The 12,731-nt window shown below is 45.9% G+C and carries 12 protein-coding genes; all 12 read right to left on the minus strand.

What is annotated here, in order from left to right; translation table 11 throughout:
- Positions 1-3 precede the first annotated feature (3 nt).
- Positions 4-3,156, minus strand: a complete 3,153-nt coding sequence (locus tag HMPREF9447_RS06680) for a hypothetical protein (RefSeq protein WP_009128938.1) — start codon at positions 3,154-3,156, stop codon at positions 4-6.
- 251 nt (positions 3,157-3,407) lie between these two features.
- Positions 3,408-3,827, minus strand: coding sequence for a GPW/gp25 family protein (locus HMPREF9447_RS06685; protein ID WP_009128939.1), 420 nt, complete (start codon positions 3,825-3,827; stop codon positions 3,408-3,410).
- A 23-nt stretch (positions 3,828-3,850) separates the two neighbouring features.
- Positions 3,851-4,153, minus strand: a complete 303-nt coding sequence (locus tag HMPREF9447_RS06690) for a PAAR domain-containing protein (protein ID WP_009128940.1) — start codon at positions 4,151-4,153, stop codon at positions 3,851-3,853.
- A 36-nt stretch (positions 4,154-4,189) separates the two neighbouring features.
- Positions 4,190-5,965 (minus strand): type VI secretion system tip protein VgrG, encoded by a 1,776-nt coding sequence (gene vgrG / locus HMPREF9447_RS06695; RefSeq protein WP_009128941.1) that lies wholly within the window; start codon positions 5,963-5,965, stop codon positions 4,190-4,192.
- A 4-nt stretch (positions 5,966-5,969) separates the two neighbouring features.
- On the minus strand, positions 5,970-6,632 hold the full coding sequence (locus HMPREF9447_RS06700) for a CIS tube protein (RefSeq protein WP_009128942.1): 663 nt from the start codon (positions 6,630-6,632) through the stop codon (positions 5,970-5,972).
- 34 nt (positions 6,633-6,666) lie between these two features.
- Positions 6,667-6,846 (minus strand): hypothetical protein, encoded by a 180-nt coding sequence (locus tag HMPREF9447_RS06705; RefSeq protein WP_009128943.1) that lies wholly within the window; start codon positions 6,844-6,846, stop codon positions 6,667-6,669.
- A gap of 11 nt (positions 6,847-6,857) precedes the next feature.
- A complete protein-coding gene (locus HMPREF9447_RS06710) occupies positions 6,858-7,325 on the minus strand; it encodes a phage tail protein (RefSeq protein ID WP_009128944.1) in 468 nt (155 codons plus the stop codon).
- A 1-nt stretch (position 7,326) separates the two neighbouring features.
- Positions 7,327-7,788 carry a phage tail protein gene (locus tag HMPREF9447_RS06715; protein WP_009128945.1) on the minus strand — a complete coding sequence of 154 codons (462 nt, stop codon included), beginning with the start codon at positions 7,786-7,788 and terminating at the stop codon, positions 7,327-7,329.
- Between the two features lie 45 nt (positions 7,789-7,833).
- On the minus strand, positions 7,834-9,366 hold the full coding sequence (locus tag HMPREF9447_RS06720) for a phage tail sheath family protein (RefSeq protein WP_009128946.1): 1,533 nt from the start codon (positions 9,364-9,366) through the stop codon (positions 7,834-7,836).
- 32 nt (positions 9,367-9,398) lie between these two features.
- Positions 9,399-11,219 carry a phage tail sheath C-terminal domain-containing protein gene (locus HMPREF9447_RS06725; protein ID WP_009128947.1) on the minus strand — a complete coding sequence of 607 codons (1,821 nt, stop codon included), beginning with the start codon at positions 11,217-11,219 and terminating at the stop codon, positions 9,399-9,401.
- A 44-nt stretch (positions 11,220-11,263) separates the two neighbouring features.
- On the minus strand, positions 11,264-12,157 hold the full coding sequence (locus HMPREF9447_RS06730; RefSeq protein WP_009128948.1) for a hypothetical protein: 894 nt from the start codon (positions 12,155-12,157) through the stop codon (positions 11,264-11,266).
- Positions 12,158-12,168: 11 nt separating this feature from the next.
- Positions 12,169-12,699 (minus strand): DUF4255 domain-containing protein, encoded by a 531-nt coding sequence (locus HMPREF9447_RS06735; RefSeq protein ID WP_009128949.1) that lies wholly within the window; start codon positions 12,697-12,699, stop codon positions 12,169-12,171.
- Between the last annotated feature and the right edge of the window lie 32 nt (positions 12,700-12,731).

Below are 12,731 nucleotides of genomic sequence, written 5' to 3' on the forward strand. Positions count from 1 at the left end.
AAGCTATCCTATTATGAAATTACCCCCGATTTCGGCTGAATTGATGCCATTGTGGGGAGAAAGTAATTCGATTTCTATTTTCGGAAGCAGTACGCTCCACGGGTAGCTGCCTTTAAATACCATATCTTTGGTGCCGATATCTACTTGTGGCAGGCTTTTTCCATTCACTTCCAGAGCGACCAATTTCATCAGGTTTTCATGATTCACCATCCGGGCATGCAATTCCTTGTAAGAAAAAGACTGACAAAGCGAGGGAATTTCTTTATTCCGATACCACGGTACAATATAATTCTGTGCCAACACCACAAGCTGCCGGATTGCCTTACCCTCATCCTGCACACTATCCCATAGCACCGCCTTACAATGCACTTTCACCTGCTCATACACGGGATTCATCACACGCAGGATGACGAAAGGGGGTATATATTGCCTGACGAGCTGCTGTATTTCCGCCAGTTTCCATGCTGGGGAGAGGTAGTAGCGGCCGTCCTCCACACGACTAAATACCACGAGACAGATTTCCGAAGCTCCTTTGTCTTGCGGAATGGGAATACATTGAGCCTTGTCCACTTCAGGGAAATGCTCCATCACCAATTGCTCGTAGTCCTTTATTGTGAGGGCACGGTGCCGATTCTGGATGCGTGCATTTTGGTGCGCAACACATAGCATTTCCGTTTCGGCAGGCCTGCTCCCGAAGCCGGGCAGAGGCTGGGCTATACTTTCAATCCGTTCATCCGCTTCCGGCATCCCCTGTATCGTTCCTACTTCTAGTGGTAATCCATCGCCGTTCTGTGCCTCCAGCCGAATACAGTTTATCCAGATTCCACGAATGATAAGACATGCCGACACATCACCTGTCAATGCGGCGCGAAGCCACATCCTGCCTTGTTGATCTTCATGTTTGTCGCTAATCCTCTCTGGTAGATTTATTTCGATGAAACCGCTTTGCGTCAGTCCGCAAGTTTCTTCAATATGGACGGACTCGTCCATAACAGTTTTCCAAGCGTTTCCGTTCCACAGTTCCCAGGATGACTTCACACGCTTATCCGATTGCGGGTTATAGAACGGTATTTTTTCTTTCGGCAATGTCATATCTATATACATCCGTACACTTTTTTCTCCCCCGGCATTACGAAAAGCAAAGTAAAGCAGATGGTCTGCCGGGAAAGCTGGGAGGAAGGAATGCTCCTGTTTACAGCAAATGGGACAAGCATTCTGTTCGGACAATTCTGTGATGCAGCTCAGTCGGATAGATGATTGCCCGATTTTCGTCAATACCATTTCCTCCATGGCAATATATGAAAGTTCCACCTCCGCAAGTTGTGGTACTGGCGGCTCTGTAGGGATTGGTTTACGCTCCTTTTTCTTGCAGCGACTGTTGTGTATCATCACATCAGTGAACTGTGTGCGATAAACATCTGTTCCGAAACCGATGGTAGGGGCATTCAGTGTAACGCGAAAGAATCCGTTATGTCCCGGTTCCGTGCAGTTAAAACGCATCTCGGCAAGTTTAAGCTTGCCAAGATCATCAAATGTAAACAGGTCTTGGTTCTCCGAATGACAGGTTATCCATCTGCCTTTCTGTTGCCATTCTGCAGTAATCTGGAAAGCGTCAGCATTCGTACCATAGCCTCCGTATATCTTATCAAATTCCTCTTTGGTTTCAGGCAGTTTTTTCCATATGCCTTTCAAGCAGACCTCCTGCAAAGACTTCAGCCCCATCTCGTCATAACCAAAGATGAACCACGTGCCTCTATGAGCCTGAATGCCGAAAGGCTGGAACAATTGAGAGGTATCCACTTCTCCTAATTCATTGCAGAAAGTAAAGTTGCGGATACCGGTCACTTCTACCTCTATTTTCACACTGTCAAATTGCAGACGACTTGCCCATCCATAGGGGGCGATTCTGTTGTCCGTCAGTATACGGAGAACGGGATATTCCGTTATCATGCTATGTGTTTCTTCCTCACAGGGGGCGAGAGCAACTTCACCAAATTCCAGGGTGAAGTCGAAGCAAAGTCGACCAGCTTCAATGAAGCAATTACAAGATTGTTCTATCCAGCCTTCGGCACCGCTCAATCGCAGAGTGAAACAACCATCAGATATGCTGTCCGGCACAAGGCTATCGGCAGTCAAACGAAAACAGACATTTACTTTTCGCTCTCCCTCATTCAAAACAAGCATGGGAGATTCTATTTGCCAGCCGATATGCAGTTCCTCGCCGTGCATAAACAGCATTTCATCCATCCCCTCAAGGGGTATGGATTGCTTGTACAGTCTCGAATCTCTTTTTTGAGAAATATTTACCGCCTCCACCGCCACGCATTGCATCGGACTAATGTATTCTTCTTTCGTAGTTTGGTAGATAAGTTCTTCGCCTGCAGCATTTTGCCCAGCTAGAAACGATTCACCTTTGGGCAGGATAAAGCCAGCAAAGCCTTCTGCCGGAGTAATAATGAGATAGACATTGTCCTGTACTACCGCTTGTGGCATGGCATGCAGGATGTCACGGTGGTAGAGTTCAGGCAACGTGGCAAGGAGGTGATTGAATGCTTCAGCAATGTCACTGTAGTTCTTTTGTTGGGCGACAAGTAAGGACAATGTCGGTTCCATATCGCCGCTTACATCTATCTGTTGCCGATGATAGTCCTCCTGCTCCTGTATGGTAGTCACAGTTCGCAGCATCCGGTAATAGCCATTCTTCTCCGTAGTGTTCCCATTCTGCAACGACTGCTCCAAACTCCCCATTAGCTTCCGGGCGGTCTGCACAGCAGTACTTTCACTACCTCCTTTCTTCCAACTTTGGTGGATATAATTGTCTAATCGGGCTATCCAGTCCACAATATCCTTTCGCAGTTTATCAGCATAGAAAGTCTGCAGTTCTGTTCCCTGCGCATCGGCAAAGGTATCGCCGTAACCGGACAACTTTTTCCGTGAAATATCGGCAAGCACGGTCAGCACCTGATTTTCCAACAAGGAACAAAGTGTACCTTCCCGCCCATCCGTATTACGGTAGCGAATACCACTGCTTGCCTTCACTAACCGATGCAGCAGCTTGGCCCAGTCGCTTTCTATGACGCAAAAGTCATCCAACCTAGCAAGGTCAGCTTCGTAGTCTGTGCGGAGGGTGCCGTTTGTTTTAATGGAGGTCGCCATCGCCTTATCTTTTTTTAATTATTTATATCTCGTATCTTTACCTTTTACACAATCGAAACGAGCTCGTTCATTCAATTGGATAGACAATCATTCTCTCAAATACTTCAAAACCTCTTCCACTATAATGTCTGCAACACACTGTTTACCTGCTTCAGAGAGCAAGAAAACTACATCCTCCCCGTTGTCCTGAAAGAAGTTTTCTGCCAATACAGTAGAACAATTGGTTTTACGGCAGATATAGAGCTATGTCATTATACATTTGTCCCTTCATTCAAATAAAACGGATAAACCATATTATTGCGGTTATTCGTACGAATAACAGTATAGGTGAGCCGTATCAATAGTAATCCCTCATCCACGCGTTCTTCAAACGACACTTCCTCCAGCAGAATGCGTGGTTCGAAGAGTGTAACCGCACGTGTAATATCGTTACGCATCCTGATAGTGGTCTCCGCAGTTATCGGTTCGAAAGCATAGCGGCGCAGCGGACAGCCGTACTCGTAACGATTCACACGCTCGCCCGGAGAGGTGCTGAACAATACGTGCAGACTCTGCTCGATGTCTTGCTCGTAAGTCACCATCTCCACCCCATCCTCCGTCAGCGTGGGAGGAAAGTTCCAGCCTCTGCCCAGAAAGGTATTGGAGTCCATAAGGTCTTTCAGATCATCCATATTTTACTTATTGGGGGTTCAATTTATCCTCCAATCTGCACAGTAGGACATCCGGCGACTATCGTGCCGCCATGTGCAGTACTGTCACCCATCCGAGCGGCAGGCCTACCGCCTATCAGCACAGTGGACGACCCTTTCACTATCACATCCGGCGGTCCCACGCAGACGCACATGTCGCCTACAACGGCCGCCGGTTGTTTCCCTATCAATACGTTCGGCACACACGGGCCGGTTATCGGTCCGCCCACATGAGGTATCGGCGTGGGAAACGCCGGGGTCTGCATGGGGCAGGTGTGCATATCAGTTATTCTCGCTGCCAGTGGCATAATTTACTCCTTTTTTTATTAAAGAATTCTTCATTTTTAGTTTATCATTACCAATGCTCCCTTGACCGTAGTCTGACCACTGGCCGATAGTTCTGCCGTAGCATTACCTTTGACAGATGCACCTACCTTTGCCTGTACTTTCACATTCATTCCTTCCAAGCTGATGTCCGATTTGGCGGTGCCGCTTATTTTGGAAGTAGCATCTATCGTGATACCGCTCTTCGCTTTCAACCTTATATCTTTTGAGGACGAAAGAGAAATGCCGTTGCTATCCATCACAATTTCGTTCTTGTGCTGATCGACTAGCTTGATGTATTTTCCGTCGTCATTGATTTCCACCCTATTCTTTCCAGGGGTAGAAACCGTTATGATTTTCTTTTCCTCATTGAACTCTATCTGCATCTTTTCGCGAGTGACAATGGCTTTCGTATTGTTCCTTCCTTCGTATTCGTAAGGTGGCTTGTGCTTCTCGCCATACAGCGAGCCGAGTATCACGGGGTGTCCGGGATTCTGATTCATGAAACCTACCACTACTTCGTCGCCCGGTTCAGGCAGGAAGAACGTACCCATATTACCGGTGGCATACATTGTAGAGAAGCGTGCCCAAAGCAGCTTATTCCGCCCGTCCATCCATGGCAGTTCCACCTGTATGCGACATTCTTTCAAAGGGTCGCCGTCCAGTTTTTTCACCACCGCTGTATGAAGTCCCTGCAAACCGGGCAGAAAACCAGAAGCAGAAGGAGATACCACGTCTGTTTCGTCGGTAATGTTCAGAGGGGATACACCTGCACCCGTTTCGGTCATCCATTCGTTGTTCTCAATGGTATGTGTTACCGAGCCTACAAACAGATTTCCATTGAATCGCCTACCCAAACCTTTCAGTTCGATGATGCAACCGGGCTTCACTTTTGCGGAGCCGTAGAAACTGCACGAGCCTCGATAGCGTGCTAGTCCCGCTTTCAGCGCCATACCGTCCGCCCATTGTTTCAATGCCTTTTCATCTGTCGGCGCATCGGTCTGAAGCAATAGGCTGTCGCCGGTGGCAATGTTTTTCGGCTGGAGGTCGCCTTGTTTATTAAGCGAGGGTGTGGTGGCAGATACCTTGACCACTCGCTGCGTTTTGGGGCACCATGACACCGCCTCGTACTGCGTAAACTGATCATCAGCAGTGAGTTCGAGGTCAAAGGCGGTGATGTCCGTGCCATAAGTTATTGTCAATACGGGCGAGCCGCCTACTTCCGGGTTCTTCACTTTTATATTACTGCCTTCGGTGAAGACAAACAGTCCGCAGGCATCAGCACGCGAAAGGGCAAAGTCCCAGTCCGAACAATAATACTGTACAAGCGTAGGGTGCTGGTAATCTGTTCCGTCCACCTCCACGCTACCATAAGTGGAGAGTACTTCCTTGATAATGTCGCTGTCCTTTTTCTTCTCAAAAATACAATTTTTGCGTCCCTGCGTGGCGGGATAGGCATGGTCACGGCATTCTACTACCATATAGGAACGGGAGTCCTTGCTTGTCATGATGCGTAGCCCGATGATTACACCGTCAAACAGTGTTTCTTCCTTGTCTGTGCTACCTGCATCCAGACGGATAGTATTGCCGGGCTTAAACAGACTGTTGTCACTCTCGTCGAAAGTCTGCTTGTCCATATCTCCGGCATTGAACTTCAGTGTCGCCTTACCGATGCGATTCAGTTCCAATCGCACGGTGGCGGACACTAACGAATAAGTATCTTTCAGCTTCGTCCCATTACAATAGACGGAGCAAGACAATACGCGATCTTTGTTTACAGAAGGTGATTCTGCCATATTTTTATTCTTTTTTTAACATCGGCAACAGAATTTCCATACCTGCTGGTATACTCCTATAACCGTTCAAATTATTAAATCTTGCGACTTGCCCCACCAAGAGCGGGTCGCCGTAAACTTCGTAGCAAAGGGCAGCCAATGTCTGTCCCTCTTTTAGTGTAACCAACCTCGACACGTCGGGCGAGCGTTTAGAGAAATGCTTCTTCTCTTCCTTCTGGCTGCAATAGCCTGTCAACGTTACTTTCAGTTCGGCACGGAGCGGAATGCCATCCGGAGCGAACTGAGTATATTCTGTTTCCAGTGTCTTGAGCTGACCAAAAAAAGTGATATCACCGTATTGCACCTTGACAAACGAGGGGCGATGGCCTTCGGTGTTATAATCGTACAGCCGTTCTTCAAGTTCATCCACCGCATCGTGCACGGGCTTTTTCTCATCATCATCCTCCATGGCGTTCGTCATGTCGAACAGACAGTCGAAACTAAAAATTTCGGGCTGGTAGCGCACATAGATATTCGACCCATTCAGGCTACCCAACTGTTTATCCTCCGCATAACAGATCCCTTTGGTGAGCTTTACCTTAGCCGGGTTGACGGGCAACTCCAACGCAGATTTACATTCACTGTTGAAATCGCTGTCCGTATAGGCTGTAATGGTCATCTTTCCCATGTTACTCCTTTTTAATGATTACTCCCATCCATTGTTACCGTCTATTCTTTTTCCGTCGCTGTCTGACAGACTGACCGATTCTTTCTTCTTCAGACAACCTGTCCAATACACGGTTCTCTATCTTCCGGATAATTTCTTCCGGAAGTTCCGCTTCCGTGACGATACGTTTCTCTACCACGGTACGAATATGCATTTCCTTGATGATGACAGCCATAATATCAAATTTTAGATTTTTATACGATCTATCCGGTTACAACTCATAATGACCAATTCTGTGGCCAGCTCACTTTTTTCCGCATTCAGAGCATCCAGACTCCACTGTGTGGGATATGTATACGAACATTTCCATCCCATCAAGGGATTTCCGTCTTTGCCTAACAACTTCACAATCATGTCGTAAGGAATCATTCTCTTACCCTTGTCTGCCTGCAAGCATTTGTCAACCCATTGGGTAAAAGTATCATCGCTTGACAGCGGAACAGGGCGTTTGAGTGTTATGTTTCCATATTTGGTTCCACCAGGCATTTTAATCCACATTCCTGCATCACTGGGTTTTTCTTCCGTACTCAACTGCATATTTAAACCGGACACTTCTGTGAATGAGGTTTGAAAGCGATCAAACCTACTCTGAAATTCCACCAAAAAGTAGAAACTCACAGGAAGCATCCAATCTGATACAGCATTATCTGTCATACTACTTGACGTTTACTCCTTCGTGTGCCAAAATCAAGGTTTCTATTGCCGCCGTATTACCGTCTGACTTAAAACCTTCCACTGTGATTTTCTTGGGCCACGCATTGGTCAGTTCCCAAGTCTTCACAGGTTTACCCGATTCGTCCAGCAAGCTGATCGTAACCGTTGCACGTTTAATCGTATTCAACTTGATGCCGTTAATCCAATCCCACATCGCCTTGTCATCTTTGAAAACACCTTTCTTCAAGGTTACATCGCTGGCCTTCCTCATTCCCGGCATTTTCTGTTTGGTAAAAATTGGGCTATCTCCTGCACGATACTCTATCATATCATATTCCGTTTCAAGCCCCGATACTTCACTACACGAAATATCCCCTACATCGGTAACTGATACCTTGAAATAAAAACTCGGTAACGGCCACGCTTGTGTACTCGCACTCTGTGCTGCTCCATCTTCTGCCATAATATTCTATTTTTAAATTATTAATTATTTAATTCCTGCTAAATCTCAGCTTTTTTGCATTTGCTGCTGGAATGTGATTTCAATGAACTCAGCCGGACGTGATATAGCCACCAGCACTGTGATGCGCATGATGCCTTCCAATATATCTTCCGGCGTCATAGTATCGCCTAGTCCGACATGCACGCTGTATGCATCTTCGGGGACAGCGCCGGGCAGTCCGCCGCGTTTCCACACGCTACGCAGGAAGTTCTCTATCATGCACTTCATGTTAATCCATGTGTTAGCATCATTCGGTTCGAATACGTAGGCACGGGCAGCATTCTGCACAGAATGTTCCAGAAAACTCATTGTGCGGCGCACATTGATGTAGCGCCAGTCCTGAGAATTGCCATTCAATGTGCGGGCGCCCCATACCTTGACGCCTTCACCTACAAAAGAGCGGATGGCATTGACGGCTTTGCCGTTCATCGGCATATTCAGTTCTTCCTGTGCCTTGTTGTCAATTACCATCGAAGGTTTGTTCACATAGTTAACAGAAACATTGGCCGGAGCTTTCCAGACACCGCGTGTGTTGTCTACCATCGTATAAATACCTGCCATGGCAGCCGAAGGTGGAAGCAGGTTCAGATAGTCTTTCACTTTCTTTGTCAACAACTTATATTCCGGCCAGTTTTGTAACAGAGCGTTATGCAAGTCGTTCTTTGTCCGGTTGACATCGTCATCACTCAGTTTTGTTTCACCGTCTTTCTTTGTGATGATCTTACCAAAGCATATATTTACATACTTTTCCATCGGAGTATCTTCTCCAGACTTCAAATTTGCCTTGTCTACAAATGAGCTCAAGTCGGGAACCGACGTATAATTCCATATCAACATCTCACCGTTAATGTCATTGTCAGATAACACAGATGTTTCCAGCCAAGGATAGTAAGCCGCTGCATACGAAAGATGGTTACCACCGATGGTATCACGAAACGTATCGACTGCCTTATCACCGAGCGATGGGATATCCACTATTGCAAAACGATTTTGTTCTTCACAATGTGCTAATATATCCGTGTAAATGTTCATACAATCCTTCGTGTTCACAGCTTCAGGAACTACCAGCATGGTAATATCCTGCACTTTCTTCAACCCGGGAAGCACCGTATTCTTTATGACATTTTTGTCCAATACGCCAGTGTTGTAATCACCTACCGACACAATGTAACAAGTACCACCGCCATTGGCGAAGAACATAACTAGGTTATAGTACAAAGTGTATAAATCACCTTGCCGCACAGCCTTTAGACTGACATTTTTACCTTTATTACAGACCAACAAAGTCTTTTCATCTTCGTTAACGACTCCGCTTTCAACCGACAGCATAAACTTCAGTATTGGTGCACCACCGAAATACATGTTGTATTCCATCATTGATGAAATCTTTACCGGCTTGTTCAGCAACGATTCCGTTCCGTTTTCGGCTTTTTCAGTCAGCCCGATAAATGCCGGGATAGCAGTTTCTGCCTCTACCACGGAATTAGGAAAAGCGTTCTTCTCTTTAATGTAAACGCCCGGAGTTTTGTATTCTCCCATGATTTTTAATCTTTTAGTTTAACAATAGGTTATCAGCTTTTCTGCATGTGCTGCTGGAAAGTGATTTCGATGAATTCTGCCGGATGTGTAACGGCTACCAACACAGTGATGCGCATGATACCTTCCAATATGTCATCAGCCGTCATTGTATCACCCAGCCCCACATGTACACTGAAGGCATCCTCAGGTGTCGCACCTGCCAGTCCGCCGCGCTTCCATACGCTGCGCAAGAAACTCTCTATCATACACTTCATGTTAATCCATGTGCCCGCATCGTTCGGTTCAAACACGTAGGCACGGGAAGCATTCTTCACGGATTCTTCGAGGAAGAGCAGGGTGCGACGTACATTGATGTAGCGCCAATCCAACGAGTTTCCGTCCAGTGTGCGTGCTCCCCATACTTTGACACCCTCACCCCGGAAAGGACGTATCACGTTGATGGCTTTGCCATTCATCGGCGCATTCAGGCCTGCCTGCTGTTCATCATCAATATCTTCTGTCGTACTGTCCACATAGTTCAATGTCACGTTTGCCGGAGCCTTCCATACACCGCGGCTGTTGTCCACCATAGTGTAAATACCCGCCATTGCGGCAGAAGGAGGAAGCAGGTTTAGATATTTTTTCACAGCTTTCATAGCTTGCTGATAAAGGATGGAACCGCTTACCAATGCTTGATGGAAATCATTCTTATCAACTGCATCAGGCGATAAGAGAGTAATGGTTTTCTTATGGGGAGTTGCCGCTAAATCTTCCTTTACTGTCACAGTGAACTTTTCACCCAAATCCTTCTTCAAATCCTTTTCTTTCACCTCTTCATATTTATATTTCTTTCCTCCGATTGACACTGTTTCATTTTCTTTGCTTTTATCCTCTTCAAATAGGATAGTCGTTTTCAGAAAGAAATCCACTATTTTCTGCAACTGGCTGTCAGTCTGCGAGAATTTCGCTATCTTGGCGTATACATCCGCATTCATAGTCCATGAGAACATTCCACCATCCAAATCCCTGTCACCCAAAACCGAAGTGTTCAACCACGGAAAGTAAGCCGCCCCATAGGAGAGGTAATTGCTGCCGATATTTCCCTGAAAAGTTTCTACATGGGTATCCAATGGGCTGTTGCCAGGATACTTAGGTGGCATATCCAAAATAGTAAAACGGTTGGCCATTTCTCCGCAATGTTTCAGCATTAATTGCTGAATTTTGGCACACGCATCAGTTTCTACTGCTTCCGGCACTATAATCAGGGTCACTTCCTGTATTTTCTTCAAGGCATTCAAAGCTGTCTCCACTTTCTTGTCAACCAGCGTATTTTTGCTATCGCCATAGCCTCCCATGGATACTACATAGCAAGTACTGCCGCCATTAGCAAAGAATAGCATCATGTTATAGTACAAAGTATATTTGTTTTCTCCATCTACACAGAAAGCATATCCGACAGGTGTGGTTTCTCCATTTTCCCCTGTTTTTGTTTCCGTACCAACACCGTCTTTATTAAATGTCACCTCTCCGGTTTCTCCTGCAGGGCATACACAATACTTAAATATTTTGGATACAGGTTCTACCAAAGCTTCCACCAGTGTCTTCTTAGGATCAGCCTTTTTCTGTTCTTTCGACAGATAAAAATACTTTTTTATATCCACATTGAACTTCAGCTCCGGCACTCCGCCAAAATACTGTAAATACTCCGTCATCGACGATATTTTCCAAGGAATGCCAGTCAGATCATCATTCCCATTCTGAGCCTTTTCCGTAATGCCGATAAAAGCCGGAATAGCGGTCGGCGCTTCCACCACCGAGTTCGGAAAGGCGTTCTTCTCTACGATATAAACGCCGGGTGTTTTCATGTTTCCCATACAATTTTATTTTAGTAAGATTAAACCAGTATAGCCAATATCTATTAGATATAACAGATTTCCCGTATACAGTCCCGTTGGTTCGTCTGGAATTTTCCCGGTTGCGGACAGGAAATGAATCGACTTACAATCCTTTTTTTCAGCGATCTATCAACAAGAATCTTAGGAAGTACCCCGGGCAGTGATTCAGGTGGCAAGCTAAAGAATTCCTCTGGCTGTATATCTCTGGAGAATGCATCGGAAAGTAGTTTGGAAAATTCCTTTGTCAGCACCTCAGACAGTTGCAGGTCGCAATCCTGATATTTTCGGCACACAATGGGAGATGTAGAAAAAATTCGCCACATCATTCCACCGAAAGAGGGATTCATATATTTCTCAGGGAGAGTAAAAAAAAACTTTCCTTGTATATCTTCCAGTAGAAATGTCTTTGATTCGTCCATACTTTCGCGACGAGGTACAAGCAAGAATTCCCATCGGTAAGTCGCCTCACGGAACCTGAGCAGATATTCCTGCGGCATTCCAGCTTTTGCTTTTTCCAGCATCTTGTCCGCCAGTTTAATAGTAATGTAGCAAAAATAAGATATCTCCTTTTGCCCTTCCGTAGGCACAAGGGCAGAAACTACATCTATCTCCCGGCTATCTTCGGGTAAATCCAATCGGTAAAACGTTTGTGGACGATAATCGTCCAATTGCGTTACAAGAGCAAAATCATTATCTTGCATCTGCAAAGTCAACTCCAATTCGTCACCACTTAAAAATCCTGCACAACCGTCTTCTATCAGAAATTGGCAACCGCTACTTGTATACCGAACCAGCACTTCCCTACTACGCATCAACCTTTCTGTTTTTGCCGTAGGTCGAAAGCGGAAACAACCCGACATACCACCATAGTAACCATGTACTACCTTTATATCAATGAATGTAATAAATCGTCCCATGTTTTTTTATTTCATATTTTTATATCCGGCTGTTTCATCGTTGCCCCGCTATCTTTCACTTCTTGCGCATCAATAGTCAGGCGGCGTAACTTGCACATTACCGACGGATAATACTGCCCACCCAGTGTGGTCCAGATGTTATTAATGTCCTGTGCCGACAGCGTTACAACTTCTACCGTATATCTCTGTCCGTCCAGATCAAAAAAAGGATGTGACTGGACAAAAAGCAACGCTTCATGCAGTACGGATAACGATTCGGCATACCGTTTCTCGTCATATACGACGGCAAGCATCATATCCAGGTTCAGCAACAACGGCGGATAAGTTCGCGCATATCCCGAGCCACCACGGCTGAGGCCTACCGAGATGCCTCCTGCCGTTTCGCGTTCAATGTTAACAAGCGAAACAATCAGTTTACAAGGTTTTTCATCAGCACTACTGCCAATGGCTCCTACTTCTGCCACACCTTCGGGCTGCAGGAACTTACGGCGAAGATACTCGTCCAGATATGAGACATAATATGTCATAATTTTCTTTATCATAAACTGTTCCGTTTTTTTATTATTACAGGCGA

Origin of the sequence: Bacteroides oleiciplenus YIT 12058 (assembly GCF_000315485.1) — a bacterium.
GTDB classification, from domain to species: domain Bacteria; phylum Bacteroidota; class Bacteroidia; order Bacteroidales; family Bacteroidaceae; genus Bacteroides; species Bacteroides oleiciplenus.

Excerpts from the sequence above, each read along its gene's own strand:
- HMPREF9447_RS06725 (WP_009128947.1), bottom strand. The coding sequence starts at position 11,219 with ATGGGAAACATGAAAACACCCGGCGTTTATATCGTAGAGAAGAACGCC.
- HMPREF9447_RS06685 (WP_009128939.1), bottom strand. The coding sequence starts at position 3,827 with ATGGATGATCTGAAAGACCTTATGGACTCCAATACCTTTCTGGGCAGA.
- HMPREF9447_RS06735 (WP_009128949.1), bottom strand. The coding sequence starts at position 12,699 with ATGATAAAGAAAATTATGACATATTATGTCTCATATCTGGACGAGTAT.
- HMPREF9447_RS06680 (WP_009128938.1), bottom strand. The coding sequence starts at position 3,156 with ATGGCGACCTCCATTAAAACAAACGGCACCCTCCGCACAGACTACGAA.
- HMPREF9447_RS06720 (WP_009128946.1), bottom strand. The coding sequence starts at position 9,366 with ATGGGAGAATACAAAACTCCGGGCGTTTACATTAAAGAGAAGAACGCT.
- HMPREF9447_RS06730 (WP_009128948.1), bottom strand. The coding sequence starts at position 12,157 with ATGGGACGATTTATTACATTCATTGATATAAAGGTAGTACATGGTTAC.
- HMPREF9447_RS06700 (WP_009128942.1), bottom strand. The coding sequence starts at position 6,632 with ATGGGAAAGATGACCATTACAGCCTATACGGACAGCGATTTCAACAGT.
- HMPREF9447_RS06690 (WP_009128940.1), bottom strand. The coding sequence starts at position 4,153 with ATGCCACTGGCAGCGAGAATAACTGATATGCACACCTGCCCCATGCAG.
- HMPREF9447_RS06710 (WP_009128944.1), bottom strand. The coding sequence starts at position 7,325 with ATGACAGATAATGCTGTATCAGATTGGATGCTTCCTGTGAGTTTCTAC.
- vgrG (WP_009128941.1), bottom strand. The coding sequence starts at position 5,965 with ATGGCAGAATCACCTTCTGTAAACAAAGATCGCGTATTGTCTTGCTCC.
- HMPREF9447_RS06705 (WP_009128943.1), bottom strand. The coding sequence starts at position 6,846 with ATGGCTGTCATCATCAAGGAAATGCATATTCGTACCGTGGTAGAGAAA.
- HMPREF9447_RS06715 (WP_009128945.1), bottom strand. The coding sequence starts at position 7,788 with ATGGCAGAAGATGGAGCAGCACAGAGTGCGAGTACACAAGCGTGGCCG.